Source organism: Superficieibacter sp. HKU1 (assembly GCF_029319185.1).
Lineage (GTDB): Bacteria > Pseudomonadota > Gammaproteobacteria > Enterobacterales > Enterobacteriaceae > Superficieibacter.
Map to the genome: position 1 here is coordinate 690,539 of NZ_CP119754.1, position 20,347 is coordinate 710,885.

The following is a 20,347-nucleotide window of genomic DNA, read 5'->3' on the forward strand; positions in this document are numbered from 1 at the left end:
TCTATGCTGAATATAAATGTGAATATTAACTACGCGGTCGCCGTACTCTCGCTGATGTTCCTGATGATTTGCCTCTACCTCGTTAGCCATTTGCGCTCAGAGCGTGATGCCATAGCCTGTGATGCCCGATTGAGTATCGTTGATAACGACAGAGTCATCGCTTTTCGGATGGCTATTTCATTTGATAATGGTGATGGATTTATCACGCTGGTCGGAAAGGATTCGGCCAGCGCTACCGTGCTAAGGCTGCGCAAAACCTTTAACTATGAACTCAAAAAGAATAACGTGATGGTGATGTCTAACGACGCGAGCGTGATGAATTACAGTAGCGCGGAGAGCTTTAACGCCTTTAAAAAGTACCTGCCAGCATTTTTCCTCACCGCCCGCAGCGATATGAAAATGCTGACCCGTGTCGTCAGGAGCAGCGACGATTTGCTGGTGTTTATGATTGTCGATACGCCGCTGTTTGTTTGTGAGGTGCGGTAAGCCAATATTTCAGGACCTGTAAGTTTCTCTTATCTTTTAGCACGAGATGTCACTTTTTAGCACCGAATGCGGTATAGGATAAAAAAATATTAACCATACTTTTTAATGGGTATTCGATGCTTAAAGGGAATTTCATTTTAAATAATGCGGATTTTGCGCCCTTAACAATCTACGGTGCTGGTACATTTCTGGCTTTCTCGGGAAATGGAATTTATCGTAATAAAGCCGCTTATAGTCATGTCCTCAAAAATGGCCCATTACCGGTGGGTAAATACTGGGTTGTGGAGCGTGGCTCAGGTGGTTTTTTTTCAGGGCTAAAAGCTAATGTGCAGGATGGATGGAACAAAACGTGGCATGGCGCAGCATTTGGCCGTGATGAATGGTTTGCACTGTATAGAGATGATTGGGAAATTGATGATAGTACATGGGTAAACAGTGTTCATCGTGGCTTATTCAGACTTCATCCCGGACACATATCGGAGGGATGCATAACAATCCCTCATAATTCTGATTATGCCAGGATAAGGAATGCATTGATGAACAGCAGTCCCGTGCAGGTTCCTTGTATGAGATTTCTTAAGGCACGTGGTTTTATCGAGGTTGTCGCGAATGGAATCAGCCGCAATAACTAAAAGCCTGCTTCTGTGGGGGCTCAGGCTACTTAAAGCAGTATTCTTCATCCTGCTTTCAATCGCCGTTGGCCGTCTTCTGGGAAAGCCGGAAGACTGGATTAATGACGGGATTGCAGACAAAGTAGCATGTTTTCTCTATGGGGATGTGAATATAGAATCGCTTTATGACACATGGTTTTATCTGTCTGTTATCAGTGTGTTATCAATGACCACTCTCCTTTATATATTTATAACGATGTTAGTAAAAACCATAAAGCGATAAGTTAACGATATTTGTGATTACAATAGAGGCAGACATTGAACAGTACATATCCTGGTACCTAACCGGAGCCCCTGCATGCCTCACTACTGGTGGAAAGATTTCCTCGACCGCAGCGATCGCTGGCAAGGCCTTGAACTTATCGTCCGCGATAGCGAAAAAGCACAAACTCTGGAGATGCTGAGCGGTCACCATGGCCGGATGGCGCTGAACGTGCGCGGTGAGACGCTATTCTGGGCGACGGTACTCAACGACTATTCCGGCGTCTGGCTGGTGTTTAATGCCGATCATCCGGACCAGCAAAATCTGCTGCCGCCCGTCACTTCGCAGGATATTGAAACCATTCTCCGCAAAGGCCGTGAGGCCTGGACTCGCGAGTGGTGCCGCTATTTTGCCCGTCAGTTAATGGAATCACCTTCGCCGTTGTTGCACGCGCGCCGCTGGCTGATGCGCCCGATGGAGCAGGTGAAAGACAGCGCCCCGTACTCGCTCAAAAAGCCGTTTACCCCGGAAAACTGGCATTTTCGCTCGCCGGCCAGCGCCGACAACATGGGCTGCGACTGGATGCTTTATGCCGAGGATATGGCCGATCTCAGCCAGCCGGAGAAAGTAAAAATGGTGGACTGGTGGTGGGGAGGGAATTTACTGCTGGGCCGTTACGCGGTCGATACCGACGCCGGACGGCTGAAGTGGTGGCGAAAAAAATGCCGCGAGGGGCAGCTTCCGCCCGTCCTTGTCTGGTATATCGCCGGGCTGGCGTCTTTTGTGATCCTCGACGGGCATTATCGTTTTCAGGCGGCGCGGGAAGAGGGCATCCCGCCCGAATTCCTGGTGATCAGCGAGCTGAACGAGCAGGTTTTTACCCCGGACCCTGAGAAGCAGGAGCGAATACTGCGTTCGCTGGAGCATCAGCAGCGCAAAAAGCCGGGCTTCAATGTTGATTCAATGAACCAGACGCTGATTAATCTTTACGACAACCGTTACCTGCACGCTTCTACTACCAGTCGCGCGGTACTGGGCAATGGTGAAGGCTGGACGCGGCAAGTCAGTGACTATCTGCAGCGGCACCAGCTTGCGGCGTATCTGGAGAAGATCCTTAATCGGGAGGAGTGAGAGAGGCATTATCGTTGCCGGAAGAGAGTGCTTTCGCGTTTAACGACCCTCTGTCTGTGAATGAAAGCCCTCTCTTCAACAATGCTAATCATTCTGTTTGCCTTACAAATCACGTTGTTGCTGGATATCCTCCGCCTCTCATGATTTAATCTCTGCAAAATAAACCTGTTATCTCCGGCCAGATTTATCGATTTCATGTATCTCAGCGGGAGATTATGGAGTCGGTTAATGGAACAAACCACTGATGTACTGGATCCACAGCGGATCCTGTCATTCGATCTGGAGTTAAGCCGGGATAATAAGTTCAGGCATCTTGGCGCCGTGCTGGCCGATGAGACGCTGAATGTTAAAGGCAATCAGGACGATGCTATTGCCCGCCTGGATCATCTGGCAAAAGAGGCCGGTGTTATTCTCGGCCACAATATTTTAGATTTTGATCTGCCGTGGCTCTCCAGCCAGCCGGTGCGCCCGCATATCCTGCTTGATAAACCCATCATCGATACGCTTTACCTCTCTCCACTGGCTTTCCCGGCTAATCCTTATCATCGTCTGATCAAAGATTATAAGCTGGTCAGAGACAGCATTAACGATCCGGTGAATGATTCACGGCTGGCGCTGCAAATCTTCTCGGAACAGCTGGTGGCTCTGCAAAGTAAGCCGCTGGAGCAGCTTCAGCTATACCAGTATCTGTTCGCACACGGCGTCTCGACGGAATTTAATACCCGTGGTCTGGCCCAGGTGTTTGCTGCGCTGACCGGCAAGAAGGCGATCCAGGCGGTGGCATTGCCGACGCTGGTAAAAGCGATCGCACAAAATAAAGTGTGTCCGAACCAGCTTAACCGGGTCATTGGCGACGCGTTACGCCAGCCGCAAAAGCTGCTGCCGCTGGCGTTTGCTTGCGCATGGCTACCGGTTTCCGGTGGGAATTCCGTGCTGCCACCGTGGGTCTGGCGGCGATTTCCGGCGACAGCCGATATCATCCGTGAGCTGCGCGAGGAAAAGTGCCAGGATCCCGCCTGTCCTTACTGTCTGCAAAATCATGATGCGAAACGGCATCTGCAGCGGATTTTTGAACTGCCGGATTTTCGTCCTCTTCCTGACGGTATGCCGCTCCAGCGCAATATCGTTGAGTGCGGACTCGCCAGCCGTTCGCTGCTGGGTATTTTGCCGACCAGCGGTGGTAAATCACTCTGCTATCAGCTACCCGCCATCGTGCGCAATCAGCGCAACGGTTCACTGACCATCGTTATCTCACCGTTGCAGGCGCTGATGAAAGATCAGGTCGATAACCTGCGGCAAAAGGCGGGCGTCGAGGGCGTGGCGGCGATCTCCGGGATGCTGACCCTGCCGGAACGGGGGGCGATCCTCGAACAGGTACGGCAGGGTGATATTGCGATTCTCTATCTCTCGCCGGAACAGTTGCGCAATCGGGCGGTGAAAAATGCCATTAAACAGCGGCAACTCGGCGGCTGGGTATTTGACGAGGCACACTGCCTGTCAAAATGGGGGCACGATTTTCGTCCTGATTATCTCTACTGCGCCAGCGTCATCGAGGCGCTGGCGAAAGAGCAGCAGGTGCCCGTTCCTCCCGTGTTCTGCTACACCGCCACGGCGAAACTGGATGTAATTAATGACATCTGCTCACATTTTCAGAATAAAATCCCGCAGCCGCTGGCGCGCTTTGAAGGCGGCGTGGAGCGCGTAAACCTGCATTATGAAATCCTTGAAAGCCGGGGACTCAGCAAACTCAGTCAAATTCTTTCCCTGCTTGAGCAGTTTTTCGGTAACGATCGGCCCGGCTCCTGTGTAATTTATTGCGCCACGCGCAAATCGGTGGATGAAATCTCCGATGCGCTGATACAGCAACAGTCGCTGCCGGTGGCGAAATTTTATGCCCGGCTGGAGAGTGCGCAGAAAAAAGAGATCCTCGAAGGGTTTATTGCCGGACAGTACCGGATTGTCTGCGCCACCAATGCGTTTGGCATGGGGATCGATAAAGACGACGTTCGGCTGGTGATCCACGCGGAGATCCCCGGCTCGCTGGAAAACTATTTACAGGAAGCCGGACGGGCCGGGCGTGATACGCGGGACGCCCACTGCGTACTGCTGTTTGACGAGCAGGATATTGAAAAACAGTTCCAGCTTCAGGCCATCAGTGAAGTCAGCTTTAAGGATATTCGGCAGATATTCAGCGGCATTAAACGCAAGGTGAATGAGAAAAACGAAGTGGTCGCCACCAGCGCAGAACTGATTAATCAGCCAATGGTGGAAACCAGCTTCACTGCCGATGACAGCGGTGCGGATACCAAAGTCAAAACCGGTATTGCCTGGCTGGAACGGGTCGGCTACGTCGAGCGCAGTGACAATATCACCCAGGTATTTCAGGGCAAGGTGGCCTTTGCCTCGCTGGAGGAGGCGCAGGAAAAAATTCGCGCCCTCAATCTTAATTCGTCTGCCATGCAGTTATGGAACGCCATATTGCAGGCCCTGCTGAATGCAGATGACGACGACGGGCTGAGTGCCGATGCCATCGCGGAAGATGCGGCAAAGTATCTTAGCCACGATGCCGGTAACGCTCGTCATACTGAAGCGAAAGACGTCATGCGGGTGCTGACCCAGATGGCGGATTTAAAGCTGATCACCAAAGGTCTGTTGCTCACTACGCATATTCGTCCGAAGGGGAAAGATAATGCACGAGTGATGGCCAGCCAGATCCAGGAAATTGAAAACGCGATGCTGTCGTTGTTGCGCGAGCAGCTACCCGATCCTGAGACGGGAGTGTCTTATCCGCTGCATCTGCGCAAATTTAACCAGTTAATTATCGATCAGGGCCACGATCGCAGCCATCCGTCGCTGCTGCGCAATCTGCTTTATAGCTGGTCGCAGGACGGACGACAAAGTGGAGAAAAAGGATCAATCGAGTTTCGTTACGGCAGTCGGGACAGTTATCAAATCGCCATCAACCGTAGCTGGTCCATAATTGAAAAAATTATCCAGCAACGCCACCGCTTAACCAACGCGGTGCTTGGCTTCTTATATCAGCAGGCCGCGGCGAGCGATGAAAATAGCGTTAAAAGGATCATGCTCTCTTTCTCACTGGAACAGGTGCTGGATTATCTGCGTCAGGACGTGGATATCATTCCGCTGATCCAGGAGCGAAATACGGGTAACGAGCAAGAGTGGTTAATTAAAGGTGCCGAGCGCGCGCTGCTTTATCTGCATGAACAACATGCCATTATTTTGCAAAACGGGCTGGCCGTGTTCCGTTCTGCGATGTCGCTCAGGCTCAACGTGGAAAAAGCGCATCGCTATGTAAAGGCGGATTATCAGCCGCTGGAACAGCACTACCAGCAAAAAATATTGCAAATCCACGTCATGAACGAATATGCGAAGCTGGGGCTGGATAAACCGAAAGCGGCGCAGCAGCTGGTGAAGGACTACTTTGCGATGGACGCCGAGTCGTTTTTGCCACTGTACTTTAAAGGCCGCCGCAAAGTGCTGAATCTGGCGACCAGTGAAAGTTCGTGGAAACGGATCGTGGAAGATCTGCATAACCAGCGTCAGGAGCAGATCGTACAGGCCAGTCTGGATCAAAACATGCTGGTACTGGCCGGTCCTGGATCGGGTAAAAGTAAGGTGATTGTCCACCGCTGCGCGTATCTGATGCGTGTGAAACAGGTCGATCCACGCAAGGTTTTGCTGCTCTGTTATAACCACAATGCTGCGCAATCGCTGCGCCGTCGGCTTAAAACGCTATTAGGTCGTGACGGCAGCCGTGTGTCGGTGCAGACGTTTCATGGTCTGGCATTAAGCCTGACCGGGCATACCGTCGGCAATCAGGATAACGAGGACATTAACTTTACCAGTCTGCTGAAGGATGCCATCGCCCTGTTAAAAGGCGAGGAGACGCAGCTCGGCCTGGAGATGGAAGGGCAGCGCGAGCACTTATTAGGTGGACTGGAATACCTGCTGGTGGATGAATATCAGGACATTGATGAGCAACAATATGAGCTTATCGCCGCGCTGGCAGGGATGAATGCCGACGAGGATGATGTGAAGCTGAGCCTGATGGCGGTGGGAGATGACGATCAGTCTATCTATGGTTTTCGTGAGGCGAACGTCACCTTTATTCGTCGTTTCGAAAAGGACTACGACGCCCAGACGCATTACCTCACCTGGAATTATCGTTCGACGGCTAACATTATCGCCGCATCCAACCAGCTTATTGAACATAATCAGAACCGGATGAAGGGTGAGCATCCGATTACGATTGATGAAAACCGCCATCTGGAGCCGCGTGGTGGTAAATGGCACGCCGTGAAGCCGGGGCAGGGCAATATTGAGATTGTGCAATGCAAAGACGGTGCGCAACAGGCGGCGGAAGTTGTGCAGCAAATTCAGCGGATACGTGACATAGAGACAGGTTGTCCACTTGAGCACATCGCTATTCTTGCGCGTAACGGTATTGATAAAAATGAACTGGTCCGGGTGCGTTCTGCGCTGACCGATGCCGGGATACCGTGCCGCTTCACGCTGGATAAAGAGGCGGGTTTCCCGATTCGGGCCTGTCGGGAAATTGTGGTTTACCAGCAATGGTTACGGGCGCAGGGGCTGACGCCGTTGACACCGGATGCGTTACGCGAACCTTTGCCGGACGTGGCGCAGGCTAACCGCTGGCACGAATTGCTGCATGAACTGATCGATCACTGGGAGTCCAGCCAGGGGAACGAGGCATTACCCGCAGAATATTTTGATGTCTTTATGCAGGAGTATTTTAACGCCCAGCGCCGTCAGGTGCGCTTCGGTAGCGGTGTCTTACTCAGTACCGTACACGGCGTGAAAGGCGAAGAGTTCGACCATGTGATCATCCTCGACGGCGGCTGGACGCAAGCCTTTGGCGAAGACATGCAAAGCCAGGAGGAGGAGCGCAGATTATTTTATGTTGGCATGACGCGTGCGATCTCCCGGCTGGTGCTTATGCAGCTTGATAATCAGCAGAATCCGCACCTTCCGCTGCTGGAAGGGGGACCGCTTTACCCTCAGCGTAGTCAGGCAACCTGTCCCGAAAAACTGCGGCGTTTTCTGATTACCGGTCTGGCGCAGCTTAATATTGGGTTTGCTGGCGCGCATGAAGAATCACATGAGATTCATAAGGTGCTGAATGCGCTACAGCCGGGGGAACGCGTGGAAGTCGTCGCTGAGAAACGCGATATTACGATCAGGTATAGCGGCACAACTATCGCGCAGTTTTCCAAAAACGGCAGAAAGGTCTGGGCGAAAGTCCTTCCCGGTATTCGTCATGCTCAGGTACTGGCGATGTTGCAGCGCAATAAAAGCCACGAAGGGGAGAAATTCCAGAGCAAATGTAAAGTAGAGAGCTGGCAGATCCCGATCCTGCTGGTGGAGACCGAGGATACCCGGTAATGACGCGCGTTTAAGGTGCCCGCTTTGCCCGGCGGCGCTTCGCTTGCACGGGCCTACAGATAGCGTGCCTGTCTCGCAGGACGTTGTAGGCCGGCGTAAACGCAGCGCCACCCGGCATTTATACCAGCCGATTCCAGAGTTTTGTAGGCCGGCGTAAGCGCAGCGCCACCCGGCAGGCGCATGAACTTCCTGCCGGGCTTGTCATACAGTTTTCATTCTAAATGAATAGCTAATCCCGACTCACCCGCCGCCAGCCCCTCCCGCAGCGTCAGATCCGGGATCGCATAGTCCCCGCCGTTCTGCTTACGGTACGCCAGCGGCGCGGTATGCCATAAATCATCCAGCCGCTGCGTTAACTGCCGGGTCAGTTCCTCATACCGCGCCTCGTCCATTTTTCCTGAACGGTACACTACCAGCGGCGGCAGAACGTCAAAGCCCGGATAATGCAGCATGCCATGCTGGATGGGGAACAGGATATCGTCGATCGCCCCGTTGATCCCGCGCGGGCTGTAGTGCGACTCCCAGCCGCCAGTGGTGACGATCAGCATGGCGCGTTTTCCCGCCATCGTCCCTTCGCCGTAGCGATCGCCCCAGTGACGATCGTTATGCTCACCGACCCCGTAGGCAAAGCCATAAGCATAAACCCGATCGAACCAGCCTTTGAGGATCGCGGGCATTGAAAACCACCACAGCGGAAACTGGAAAATCACCGCGTCGGCCCAGCGCAATTTCTCCTGCTCGCGGGCGATATCTTCACTCTGCACGCCGTTTTCAAACGCATATTTTGAATCCAGCGACGGATCAAACCGATCGCCCTGAACAGGCGCAAGGCTGTCCGCGGGATCCATTTGTGATTTCCACTGCATAGCATAGAGATCGGATACCTGTAACTGGTGACCCGCCTGCTCAAGGTGCGTAACCGCTACGTTTTTCAGCGATCCATTCAGCGAGCGTGGCTCCGGGTGAGCATAAACAATAAGGATATTCATAAGCGTTACCTGACATGAGAAAGTCGCTGCAGAATAAGTCGCGGGTCGCTATAGTAGAAATTGATTGCTTAAATTACAGATATAGTGATGATTAATTTCCGCAACCTGGATCTGAATTTACTCCTGACCCTGGACATGCTGTTGACCGAGCACAACGTCACGCGTGCCGCACGACGGCTGAATTTGTCGCAGCCTTCGGTCAGCGTACAGCTGGCCCGGCTGAGGGATATTTTTGCCGATCCGCTCTTGTTGCCCGGCCCGCGCGGTATGCAGCCCACCGCCAGAGCTGAGGCGCTGCGTGAACCGCTGCGTCAGGCGCTGGAGGTGCTGGAGAGGGCCATCGCGCCCGCTGCAGCCTTCGATCCGGCGCAGGCGACGGCCATCTGGCGTATCGTTGCCACCGACTATATGGCGTCGACGATTATCCTTCCGGCATTAAACGAATTACGTCGCGTTGCGCCGGGCGCCCGGCTGGCGGTGCTGGAACTGCGGCCGGATCAGATCGTCCGCCAGGCAGAGCAGCAGGACGTCGATCTGGTTTTTCATACCCGGGACGGCGCGCCGCTGTCGCTGCATCAGCGGCATCTGTTTACTGAACGTTATGTACTGGCAGGCCGGGCCGATCATCCGGCGCTTAAACGGCAGCCCACGCTGGCGCAGTTCTGCCGGCTGGAGCACGTCATCGTCTCGCCGGACGGCGGCGGCTTTCATGCGGCGACCGATGTGGCGCTGGCGAATAAAGGGCTGTCGCGGCGAGTGGTGCTGTCAGTACCGCATTTTTTAGTGATGCTGGAGACGCTGGCGCGTACCGATCTGGTGGCGATGCTGCCGGAGCGGCTGGTGAAACAAACCGCCACGCTGAAAATTGTCGAGCCGCCGCTGGAGATTGCCGGGTTCGACATGATGATGCTGTGGCACGAACGCGTGCATCGCGATCCCGGTCATATCTGGCTGCGACAGCACATTGTTGATTCCCTCCGGTGAGCGGCTGTGATAAACCGGGGGATGAATTTACAGCGAAGGAAAGGATGACCCGATGAATCAATCATTACAACCCGGCCAGAATACCACTCTGGCGCAGGCGCGCGGACAAGTGCGCGTAAGTCACACCGCGAGCGCCGATCTCGACGTCAACCTGACGGCGTTTCTGGTCACCGCTTCCGGAAAAGTGATTAACGATGACGATATGGTTTTTTTCAACGCGCCGCAGCACGCCTCGGGAGCCGCCACGTTTATTGCGCCTGCCGCCAGCGGAAACACGCTAAGCCACTGCATTGATTTTGATCTTTCACGTTTGCCGGCGGAGATTGTCAAAATTGCCGTCACGTTAACTCAGGATGGCAGTGCGGCAGGGTTCGCCAGCGTTAACGATCTGCGGGCGCAGATCGTCGCGGGTAGCCAGATGCTTGACCTGGCCCCCGGCGCGTTTAGTGCGGAGACCGGGATCATCGTGCTCGAACTGTACGTGCGTAACGGCGAGAACAAAGCGCGTGCGGTATGGCAGGGATTCAATTCCGGGCTTGAAGGATTATGTAATCTGTACGGCATTGAGGTAGAAGCGCCTGCGCCGGTCACCCCGCCGGTCAGCCTGAAAAAAGTAACCCTTACCAAACCCGATGCCCAACATAAAGTCTCACTTGTTAAGGGCGCGGGCGCACCAAAAAGTATTCGCGTCAGCGCGACCTGGATTGATAACGGCGACGGTGAGGATAACGACGATCTCGATCTGCGCATCGGTATTCTGCGCCCGGACGGTCAGATGTCGCTGGTCTGCGCGCCGGATAATCCTGGCGCGTTTGATGCGTACCCGTGGATCCTCCACGGTGGCGATGTGGTCGCCGCCAGCGCTTCGGCACCCGGCACGGAAACCGTGGAGATCAATCCGGCCATTTCACGCCTGATGGGCGGGAAAGTGGCTATCGTGTGCAGCGTGTACTCTGCGGTCAGCAACGGTGCAGTATCCGTGGCCTCGCTGCAACCGACGATGCGCATGGAGTATGGCGAGCAGGTCGTTGAGTGTGCGTATGACTTCAACAACGGCGACGATGACGAAGGTATTTATACCTACGTTATTGGCCTGATTGAAATTGATGAAGACAGCATCGTGCTGCGTCCGGCAGGCGTCACCTCGGAAGAGGGCAGCGAAGATACGCCGTGGCTGACCCGCAAGGGCGATAACGTGGTGCTGACCGTTGACGGTCCGTGGGTGTTCAAGGGGAAACCGGCCAGCACTAAAAAGGGCAAGCGCTACGTATAACGTCTTTCTGAAGCCGTCTCGCAAAACCTGAACCCGGCGGTTGCGCCGTGCCGTTGCCGGGTTACACTTCTCCTCAGCCGCGAAGCTACTCCGAATAGCCGCGCGGTCAGCGGAATGAGTATGCTTCCGCATAGTCATTCCGCGACTATCGACGCTGTGATTTAACGCTGGCGGCGGGCCAGACTGGCGGAAAGCCGGTCGAGCAGGATCGCCATCAGCACCACCACAATGCCGCTTTGCAGGCCGGGGCCAATATCCAGCTGCTGAATGCTGCTCAGGATGTCGTTACCCAGTCCGCCCGCGCCGACCATCGAGGCGATAATCACCATCGACATCGCCATCATGATGGTCTGGTTAACGCCAGCCATCATCGCAGGCTGCGCGGCAGGAAGCTGTACCTTCCACAATAACTGACGCGGCGTACAGCCAAACGCCAGTCCGGCCTCAATACGCGCCGCGCTGACCTGGCGAATGCCGAGATCGGTCAGCCTGACCACCGGCGGCATGGAGAATAACACGGTGGCGAAAATCCCCGGCGGTCGTCCCAGACCGAACAGGATGGTGACCGGGATCAGGTAAACAAAGGCGGGCATGGTCTGCATAAAGTCGAGCAGGGTACGCACGATGCTGCCCACCGTCGCCCGGCGCGCGCTCCAGATGCCGAGCGGGATGCCGATCAGCAGGCTGAAAAACGTGGAGGAAAGGGTCAGAGCCAGCGTCACCGCCGCGTGATCGCTGTAGCCGCTATAGATGATGTACAGCATTGCCAGCAGGGCGAAAATCGCAAAGCCTTTGCCGATGCGCCACAGCCCCAGCCCCACCGTCAGTACCACCAGCCCCCACGGGTTGAGCCAGTTCACTATCGTCTCCAGCCCACCGGCAAAACCGTCAATGACCGCCGCAAGCCCGTCAAAAAAACCGCCCGCGTGCGTCAGCAGCGCCTGAATACCGTGGTCGATATCACGGCTGAAATCTAAGGGATAAGCCATATCATTCTCTTTTTAGTGCGTGGGCCAGACGTCGGCGTAGTTCTCTGCCAGCTGCCAGCGGGAGATATCGACGCCGGAAAAGAAGTGGCGCACATAGGGCGTCGCGGGCGCGTTAATCAGCGCTTCCGGCGAGCCGACCTGCACCAGCTGGCCCTTTTCCATAATGGCGATGCGCGAACCAAGCCGCAGCGCCTCTTCCATATCATGCGTAACGAATACCACCGTGCGCTGATGCTCAGCCTGCAGGTTCAGCAGCAGGGACTGCATCTCGCGGCGAATAATCGGATCCAGCGCCGAGAACGCTTCGTCCATCAGCAGCACCGAAGGGTTAACCACCAGCGCCCGTGCGAGGCCAACGCGCTGCTGCATCCCGCCGGAAAGCTGGTGCGGATACTGGTCAGCCACGGCGGCAAGGCCGACTTTCTCCAGCATCACGCGGGCGCGCTGGTGGCGCTCCGCTTTCTCCACGCCGGCGACTTCCAGGCCAAAAGCAACGTTGTCCAGCACCGTGCGCTCGTCGAACAGCGCGAAGGACTGAAAGACCATCCCGATATGCTGGCGGCGCAGGGCGATCAGGCTGGCTGCGGACAGCGTTGCCAGCGGCTGCTGTTCAAACGTGACCTCGCCCTCTTCCGGCGGGATCAAATGGTTAAGCGTGCGCAGCAGGGTAGATTTCCCCGAGCCGGACAAGCCGACGATGACGAAAATCTCGCCGGGGAAAATCTGCAGGTTAATGTCATTCAGGGCCTGCACCGTGGCGTTGGGATCCCGGCGTGAAAAAAAGGAACCTTGCGCTGAGGTCGAATAGTATTTATTCACCTTGCGCAGTTCAATTATCGGTTTTGTCATCATGCAATCACATATTTAATGGGCGCAATACTACCCTACCTTAAAATAAGTATCAGACGGAAAGTGTTTTGCTGTTTTTTAATAGTCATTTTATTGCTTAGATTATAACAATTATGGCAAAGCAAGATCGGAATAGTGAAAATTCCACGCTTCATCCAGCAGCCATGATTTCACTTTTTGCTGCTGCGGCGATAAAGGTTTACTGGCAGATGAAATTAAAAAATAGCCGCGTTCACTGCGCATTTCCGGACCGCAGATAAACAACTGGCGGCTGGCGATTAACGGGGCGATCAGCGGTCGCCAGCCCAGCGCAATACCCTGTCCCTCAAGCGCTGCCTGGATCACCAGCGAGTAGGCGTTAAAGGTGCGCGACGCATTGATATTGCCGGGCTGCAACCGCTGCTGGCGAAACCAGTCATCCCAGGTCAGCCAGCGCTGAGGGCGGGTCTCCGGCAGCTTCAGCAGCGGAAAATGCAGCAGTGAGGCTGGCGTGGGATTATCACCCAGCGCCTGCATAATTTGTTGATTACACACGGGAACCACGTGCTCGGGAAACAGACGCTGGCTCTGGGTTCCGGGCCAGTCGCCACCGCCAAAGCAGATGGTGAGCGGGGCGTTGCTGTCGCGAAAATTGTAGTCGTTAGGCGAGGTGGAAACCTGTACTTCGACGCCGGGGATCAGCGCCTGAATAGCGTTAAGGCGCGGCATCAGCCAGTAGCTGGCGAAGCCCATATCGGTGTCGATACGCAGCACGCTGCGCTGGTGGCGCGTGCGCTCCAGCTGCTCGCTGATATCATTCAGGCTGCTGCGTACGATGTGATACAGGCTGTTGCCCGCCTCGGTCAACTGGACGCCACGGTGGCGGCGCTCGAACAGCGGTGCGTCCAGCTGGCTCTCCAGCAGCTGAATACGCTGACTCACCGCCGGCTGCGAAAGGCCAAGCTCATTCCCGGCGGCGGTAAAATTACCGTGGCGCGCCGCTGCTTCAAATACCACTAAAACCTGTAAATGAGGGAGCTGTAATTTTCCAGCCATAATTGCACCTTATGTCACGATAATAAAATAATGACTTCACAGCGCGAAATTCGCGTGCGATAAAAATATCACGGTTACAGAATTAATTTTATCTTTGGCGGAACGATGCTTATAAATAAACCGAATATCGTTATTCTTATGGCGGATCAGTTAACGGCGAGCGCTTTAAAAGCGTATGGAAATAATGTCAGCCTGACGCCGAATATTGATAAATTAGCGCGGGAAGGGGTGGTATTTGAATCAGCCTATTGCAATAGCCCGCTGTGTGCGCCGTCGCGCGCGTCGCTGATGACCGGGCAGTTTATCTCGCGTAACGCGGTTTATGACAATGCCGCCGAGTTTCATGCCGATTCGCCGACGTTCTGCCACTATCTGCGCGAGCAGGGCTATCGTACCTGGCTGTCCGGGAAAATGCACTTTTGCGGCCCGGATCAGCTGCACGGCTTTGACGAGCGTCTGACCACCGATATCTATCCGGCGGATTTTGGCTGGACCCCGGACTGGAAACATCCTGAGCGGCGGCTCGACTGGTATCACAATATGAGTTCGGTGCTGGAGGCGGGAGAGTGTGTGCGCACTAACCAGCTCGATTTTGATGACGAAGCGCTGTTTCTCGCCCGTCAGCGGCTGTATGACGCCGCCCGTCGCCCGGACGAGCAGCCGTTCCTGCTGCACCTGTCGCTGACCCACCCGCACGATCCGTTCGCGATCCCCAAACGTTATCTTGACAGGATCAACGAAGCGGACGTCGATCTGCCGCAGATCGGCGCGCGGGATGTGGAAAACGATCCGCATTCGGCTAGGCTGCGCGCCATGTATCAGCTTGAAGAAGGGCTGCTGACCGACGAGCACATTCGCCGCGCGCGTCACGCCTATTATGGCGCGCTGGCCTACGTGGACGACTGCTTTGGCGAGATCGTCAATACCCTTGAAGAGACCGGGCTGGCGAAGAACACGGTGGTGTTCGTGATTGCCGACCACGGCGAAATGCTCGGCGAGCGCGGCCTGTGGTACAAGATGTCGTTTTTTGAGAATGCCGTGCGCGTGCCGCTGATTGTGCATAATCCGCATCTTTTTGCGCCGCGACGTGTGGCAGAGAGCGTATCGCTGGTCGACCTGTTGCCGACATTTGTCGAGCTGGCAAGCGGGGAAGATCGTCGCGCCAGCGCCGGGGCACCGCTCGACGGGCACAGCCTGGTGCCGCATCTGCGCGGGGAAGCTGGCCCGGACGGGGCCTGCGCCGAATATCTGGCGGAGGGCGCGATTGACCCGCAGGTGATGATCCGCCGTGGAGCGTGGAAATATGTCTGTGCCTGGCATGAAGTCCCTCAGCTGTTCAATTTATCGGACGATCCACATGAACTGCGCAATCTGGCTTCTGATGAACGCTATCAGGACGTCGCGCAGGCGTTTGCGCAAGAAGTGGCATCGCGCTGGGATCTGGCACAGCTGAATCAACAGGTGCTGGCCAGCCAGCAAAAACGGCTTTTTTTGACCCGCGTGGCGGGCCGGGATGCGATCCCACAGTGGGACTTTCAGCCTCATCAGCAGGCGTCGCAGCGTTTTATTCGTAACCATCAGACGCTGGATGAGCAGGAGGCTTTTGCCCGCTATCCACGTCCTCATAGAAATAGCGTCGGAGAGCAATGATGAAAGCAAAAAACCTGACTCCTTTACTGCTGCTGGCAACGGCGGCGATAGCGCCCACTAACGCTTCGGCCGCCGAAGCGGATCGCTGCGCGGTAGTGAACCAGTCCGATCCCGGCTGGACCGATATTGCGGCGACCAACGCGCTCTCCGGCGTGGTGCTGAAGGCGCTGGGCTATCAGCAGAAAGTGCAGAACCTGTCGGTGGCGCTGGCCTTTCAGGGGCTGAAGTCCGGCCAGCTGGACGTGTTTCTCGGCAACTGGATGCCTGCGCAGGAACCGGTAATTAGCAAGTTTAATCCGGGCCAGGATATTAACGTGGTAGGTGCCAACCTGCCTGCGGCGAAGTTTACCCTCGCGGTACCGAAATACGTCGCCGACGCGGGCGTGAAGGATTTTGCCGATCTGCAAAAATATGCCGATAAGTTCGGGCATAAAATTTACGGCATCGCGCCGGGCGCACCGGCGAACCAGAATATTAAAAAGATGCTGGATAAGCATGATTTCGGGCTGAAGGACTGGAACCTGGTGGAGTCGAGCGAGAGCGGGATGCTGGCGCAGGTCAGCCGCGCGGTGAGCCGTAAAGAGTGGATTGTGTTCCTCGGCTGGGAGCCGCATGCCATGAATACCCGCTTCCCGCTGACTTACCTGAGCGGCGGCGATACCTGGTTTGGGCCAAATTACGGTAGCGCGACGGTCAATACCGTCACGCGCAAAGATTTCGCCAGCGACTGTCCGAACCTCAACCGTTTCTTCAGCCAGCTGAAGTTTGACGTGGCGGTGGAGAACGCGGTGATCGCCCGCGTGCTGGACGATAAGCAGGACGTCAACGAGGCCGCCCGTGCCGAGCTGGCGAAACGGCCTGAGCTGCTGGGGCAATGGCTGAACGGCGTGACCAGCCGCGACGGTCAGCCAGCGGAACCAGCGGTGAAGAAGGCGCTGGGGCTGTAAAAGGGCTTTTGGCCGCGTTCACGTAATGCCGGGGGCGCTGCGCTTGCCCGGCCTACGATGGGGCGTTTGCGCTATTTGGCTGGATGATTGTCCTCCGTGCTGTAATACCGGGCATCGCGACCCCGGCCTGGCATCGATCGTAACCTGACCACCTTTTCGCAATCCATGCGCTTAACCCTCCCGTTTCTTGATACTTACTCTGATAAGTATTACCTTACCCTGCGCAACGAGAGGAGACGCGATGACCGAAGATGAACTGTTTGCCCGCCGTCCGTTAGGGATGCGCATGGCGATGGTGGTACGCCAGTGGCGTTCCGTCATCGATCATGCAGTGCTGGATACCGGCCTGACGCAATCAAGCTGGACGGTCCTCATGCAGCTGCATCAACTGGGTAATAACGTCTCGGTTACCGAACTGGCGGAAGTGCAGGGCATTGAACTGCCGCCGCTGATGCGGACCCTCACGCTGCTGGAAAAGCAGGGATATCTGCTGCGGACCACATCGCCTTATGATAAGCGGATACGCCTGCTGGCGCTGACCCCTGCCGGGGAAGCGGTACTGGAAAAGCTGACTCGGGTTATCGAGCAGTTCCAGGAACGCGTTACGCACAACATCCCGGCTCCGGACAGGGACCTGTTCAACGCCACATTAAACCAAATCGCCTGCAATTTGCGGTCTATCCGCGAAGAAGATAACAAGATAAAACCATAATTATGATGACTCCTGAACAAAAATTTGCCCGCTGGGTAAGGGTGAGTATTGCCTCTTTCCTGCTGATGTTCGTCTACTTTATCGTGGCGGATATCTGGATCCCCCTGACGCCGGATTCCACGGTAATGCGTGTCGTCACGCCGGTTTCCGCCCGCGTTTCCGGCTACGTCGCCGCGGTGCACGTGCGTAACAACAGCCCGGTGAAGAAGGGCGATCTGCTGTATGAACTGGATACCACGCCGTTTCTTAATCGCGTTGAAGCCGCGCAAATCGCCCTGCATCAGGCGCAGCTGACCAATCAGCAGCTTGATGCGCAGATCGCCGCCGCGCGCGCGAACCTCAAAACGGCACAGCTAACCGCCCGTAACGATGCGGTGACGTTTCAGCGCTATCAGCGGCTGAGCGCCAGCCAGAACGTGTCGCAGCAGGAGCTGGATAAGGCGCGTACCACCTGGCAGAGCAGCGAACAGTCGGTCACTTCTCTCAATGCAACGATCCATCAGCTAACCATTGAGCGTGGTGAACGTGACGACGCCCGCAACGTCACCCTGCAAAAATACCGTAACGCGCTGGACGAGGCGCAGCTTAACCTTGGCTGGGCGCAAATCCGCGCCGAGGCCGACGGCACGGTGAGTAACCTTCAGCTCAGCCCTGGGCTTTATGCCTCAGCAGGTACGCCCTTGCTGGCGTTAGTAAGCGCTCACACTGATATCGTGGCCGATTTCCGGGAGAAAAGCCTGCGCCATACCCGCCCCGGCACCGATGCCGCGGTGGTGTTTGACGCCATGCCCGGCAAAGTTTTTGCCGCCCACGTCACCAGCAGCGATGCCGGGATCCTCGCCGGACAGGAGGCGGTTAACGGCCAGCTTTCGCAGCCGGAGCAGTCCAACCGCTGGGTCCGCGATGCGCAGCGCATGCGCATCCACGTTGCGCTCGATGAACCGCTGGCGCAGCCGCTGCCGACCGGCGCGCGCGCTACCGTTCAGCTCTATAACAGTGAAGGCCCGTTTGCCCATTTCTTTTCCGGGCTGCAAATTCATCTGGTAAGTCTGCTGCACTATGTCTATTAACACCCTGGCGCGCGTTTTTACGCCGCATGACAACATCACCTTTACGGCCAATGATTTCCGCCAGACGCTGCGTATTGTCGTGGCGGGCACGCTCGCGCTCAGCGTTTCCACCTTCTACAACGTGCAATACGGCGTCTTTTTCGTGGTCTATCCGATCATGCTATTGTCGCTGGTACCGGTATTTAACCGCCACGTGGCGAAGCAGTTCATCTTCAGCGCGGTGCTGAATTGTATTGAGATGGTGTTCATTATCGGCTTTCTGTCGCGCTGGCCAGCGATCATGACGCTGGTGGTGTTCGCGCTGTACGTGATGCGCTTTCGCTTTATGAGTCAGGGGCCGCTGTTTCTTTTCGGCTCGATGGGCGTGGTCTGCCAGAGCGTGATGCTCAACTTTATGAGCTATCCCACTAACGACTGGCATACGCTGATGTTCTCGAACGTTGAAGCCAGCGTAATGGCGGTATGCCTGAGCGCGCTGATGAACTACCTGATCCCGGACGTCGAACCGCGCGGTCGCCCGCCGCTGATCGAGAAAGACGCGGCGCGGGTGCGTCACGAATCGCTCCTCTCCGGCACGGTGGCGACCATCATCTTTGTGATTTTTCAGATAAGCGATCTCAGCGACTCGCTTTCAGCGTTGATGGCGGGGATTTTAATTCTCTTTCCGATGAACTATCGCGGCGCGGTGATGAGCTCGTTATGGCGCGTGGTAGGTGTGGTACTGGCCTGTCTTTATATCCTGATCGTGCAGTTGCTGCTTTACGATCACAGCAGCCACATGCTGCTGATGATGCCGCTGATCGGCCTCGGGCTGGCGTTCAGCGCGCGCCTGCACGTGATGGAGAAGGTGGGCGCAGGGGTCGGCTTTTCCAGCATCACCACCATTGGCATCATGTTTGGCCAGAACCTGCACCCGGAGCAGGATCTGGTATTCAGCGATCTGTACCGCGTGACCTCGGTGACCGTCGCGCTGCTGGCGACGCTGACGATGGTGTTCCTGGTACACCTGATCCTTAACCGTTTCGCCGCCACCCGATTCGTGATTGCCGGTTAACGCGGCGGCGTTTTGGTAAACAGATAAAACAGATTCGGCTCGCCGACAATATACAAATTGCCCGCGCCGTCGCGGGCGATCCCTTCCGCCTGTTTGATATCGTGCGCCAGCCCGTTTTCACCCTCTTTTAACGATACTTCACCCAGAATATCCCCGGAAAGCGTCACTTCCTGAAGATTTTTTGACTCATGAGATAAAACTAATAGTGAATTATTTTCAGCGTTGAAATCCGCGCCGGAGATATCTTTTACGTCCAGCTGGCTTTGCAGATTTTTGTCATCTGAGATTTGCAGATCGTTATTGTCGAGCAGACCTTCAATACGATAGATAGCGACAGGTTTTTTCTCTTTAAAGAAATAAAATACGCGATCTTTGGCGGAATACGCCAGCCCTTCAAAGCCGGTATTGGTAGGCGTTTTTTGCAGGGCGATCTGGAGTTTTTTTACCACCGAAACCTGTGATGCCGCGTCGAGAGTGATGACATAAATCGAATAATCCTTTTCGTCCGTAATGACGAAAACGTTGTCGTCAACGTACTCAATGGTTTCAATATCTTTTGCAAAATCAATGGGAATAGTGCGGATAACCTCGCCCTGTTTGCTCAACTCGACAATGGTCGGCGGACGGTTAATGGTGCTGAACAGCGTATCGCTTTTTGCCGACCAGGTGAGGGAGGAAATGTTGTTATCCACACCGGCGATTTTTTTACCGTCAATCGCAATATGATAATCACGCAGCGACGAATGGTGACTGGTCCAGCTTTCCGCGTTAGCGCGTGAATATAGTTGCCAGCCAATACAGATTATCCCTGTGAGTATCAAAAACAGGAGAAGAAATAGCTTTTTGGGGTGCTGTTTTAACGTCACGGCCCTGAACATTGA

General features: G+C 55.3%; 16 protein-coding genes. 11 read left to right on the forward strand and 5 right to left on the reverse strand.

Annotated features, from left to right (window positions below; genetic code table 11):
* Window positions 1–3 precede the first annotated feature (3 nt).
* The 4 genes from P0H77_RS03340 to P0H77_RS03355 all read left to right on the forward strand — a co-directional run bounded on the left by P0H77_RS03340 (window position 4) and on the right by P0H77_RS03355 (window position 7,914).
* Window positions 4–486 (forward strand): hypothetical protein, encoded by a 483-nt coding sequence (locus tag P0H77_RS03340; protein WP_276163579.1) that lies wholly within the window; start codon window positions 4–6, stop codon window positions 484–486.
* Window positions 487–602: 116 nt separating this feature from the next.
* Entirely contained in the window at window positions 603–1,118 is a 516-nt protein-coding gene (locus tag P0H77_RS03345) for a DUF2778 domain-containing protein (protein WP_276163580.1), read from the forward strand.
* Window positions 1,119–1,455: 337 nt separating this feature from the next.
* Window positions 1,456–2,490 carry a ParB/Srx family N-terminal domain-containing protein gene (locus P0H77_RS03350; RefSeq protein WP_276163581.1) on the forward strand — a complete coding sequence of 345 codons (1,035 nt, stop codon included), beginning with the start codon at window positions 1,456–1,458 and terminating at the stop codon, window positions 2,488–2,490.
* A 228-nt stretch (window positions 2,491–2,718) separates the two neighbouring features.
* On the forward strand, window positions 2,719–7,914 hold the full coding sequence (locus P0H77_RS03355) for a RecQ family ATP-dependent DNA helicase (RefSeq protein WP_276163582.1): 5,196 nt from the start codon (window positions 2,719–2,721) through the stop codon (window positions 7,912–7,914).
* A 212-nt stretch (window positions 7,915–8,126) separates the two neighbouring features.
* Here the strand turns inward: P0H77_RS03355 and P0H77_RS03360 are convergent, their stop codons facing one another.
* On the reverse strand, window positions 8,127–8,903 hold the full coding sequence (locus P0H77_RS03360) for an NAD(P)H-dependent oxidoreductase (RefSeq protein ID WP_276163583.1): 777 nt from the start codon (window positions 8,901–8,903) through the stop codon (window positions 8,127–8,129).
* Between the two features lie 87 nt (window positions 8,904–8,990).
* Here P0H77_RS03360 and P0H77_RS03365 point away from each other — a divergent pair, with 87 nt between their 5' ends.
* Together P0H77_RS03365 and P0H77_RS03370 are read left to right on the forward strand one after the other, a co-directional pair.
* Window positions 8,991–9,887 carry a LysR family transcriptional regulator gene (locus tag P0H77_RS03365; RefSeq protein WP_276163584.1) on the forward strand — a complete coding sequence of 299 codons (897 nt, stop codon included), beginning with the start codon at window positions 8,991–8,993 and terminating at the stop codon, window positions 9,885–9,887.
* Window positions 9,888–9,939: 52 nt separating this feature from the next.
* On the forward strand, window positions 9,940–11,160 hold the full coding sequence (locus P0H77_RS03370) for a TerD family protein (RefSeq protein ID WP_276163585.1): 1,221 nt from the start codon (window positions 9,940–9,942) through the stop codon (window positions 11,158–11,160).
* A gap of 161 nt (window positions 11,161–11,321) precedes the next feature.
* Here the strand turns inward: P0H77_RS03370 and P0H77_RS03375 are convergent, their stop codons facing one another.
* The 3 genes from P0H77_RS03375 to P0H77_RS03385 all read right to left on the reverse strand — a co-directional run bounded on the left by P0H77_RS03375 (window position 11,322) and on the right by P0H77_RS03385 (window position 14,033).
* The gene (locus P0H77_RS03375) at window positions 11,322–12,149 is read right to left on the reverse strand and encodes an ABC transporter permease subunit (RefSeq protein ID WP_276163586.1); all 828 of its coding nucleotides are present in this window, start codon (window positions 12,147–12,149) and stop codon (window positions 11,322–11,324) included.
* Between the two features lie 12 nt (window positions 12,150–12,161).
* Complete coding sequence (locus tag P0H77_RS03380) at window positions 12,162–13,001, reverse strand: ATP-binding cassette domain-containing protein (RefSeq protein WP_276163587.1); 840 nt, start codon at window positions 12,999–13,001, stop codon at window positions 12,162–12,164.
* Window positions 13,002–13,109: 108 nt separating this feature from the next.
* The gene (locus P0H77_RS03385; RefSeq protein ID WP_276163588.1) at window positions 13,110–14,033 is read right to left on the reverse strand and encodes a LysR substrate-binding domain-containing protein; all 924 of its coding nucleotides are present in this window, start codon (window positions 14,031–14,033) and stop codon (window positions 13,110–13,112) included.
* A 105-nt stretch (window positions 14,034–14,138) separates the two neighbouring features.
* Between P0H77_RS03385 and betC the strand changes: the two genes are divergently transcribed.
* The 5 genes from betC (at window position 14,139) to P0H77_RS03410 (ending at window position 19,466) form a co-directional block, all read left to right on the forward strand.
* Window positions 14,139–15,683, forward strand: coding sequence for a choline-sulfatase (gene betC / locus P0H77_RS03390; RefSeq protein WP_276163589.1), 1,545 nt, complete (start codon window positions 14,139–14,141; stop codon window positions 15,681–15,683).
* Window positions 15,680–16,630: a choline ABC transporter substrate-binding protein gene (choX, locus tag P0H77_RS03395; RefSeq protein WP_276163590.1), complete on the forward strand. Its 951-nt coding sequence runs from the start codon at window positions 15,680–15,682 to the stop codon at window positions 16,628–16,630. Before betC ends, choX begins: the two co-directional genes overlap by 4 nt.
* A 241-nt stretch (window positions 16,631–16,871) precedes the next feature.
* Window positions 16,872–17,342 carry a MarR family transcriptional regulator gene (locus P0H77_RS03400; RefSeq protein ID WP_276163591.1) on the forward strand — a complete coding sequence of 157 codons (471 nt, stop codon included), beginning with the start codon at window positions 16,872–16,874 and terminating at the stop codon, window positions 17,340–17,342.
* Window positions 17,343–17,344: 2 nt separating this feature from the next.
* Window positions 17,345–18,412 carry an HlyD family secretion protein gene (locus P0H77_RS03405; RefSeq protein WP_276163592.1) on the forward strand — a complete coding sequence of 356 codons (1,068 nt, stop codon included), beginning with the start codon at window positions 17,345–17,347 and terminating at the stop codon, window positions 18,410–18,412.
* Window positions 18,402–19,466: a DUF2955 domain-containing protein gene (locus P0H77_RS03410; protein WP_276163593.1), complete on the forward strand. Its 1,065-nt coding sequence runs from the start codon at window positions 18,402–18,404 to the stop codon at window positions 19,464–19,466. Before P0H77_RS03405 ends, P0H77_RS03410 begins: the two co-directional genes overlap by 11 nt.
* Here P0H77_RS03410 and P0H77_RS03415 read toward each other — a convergent pair.
* Window positions 19,463–20,344, reverse strand: coding sequence for an SdiA-regulated domain-containing protein (locus P0H77_RS03415; RefSeq protein ID WP_276163594.1), 882 nt, complete (start codon window positions 20,342–20,344; stop codon window positions 19,463–19,465). The genes P0H77_RS03410 and P0H77_RS03415 overlap by 4 nt on opposite strands.
* Window positions 20,345–20,347: the final 3 nt, after the last annotated feature.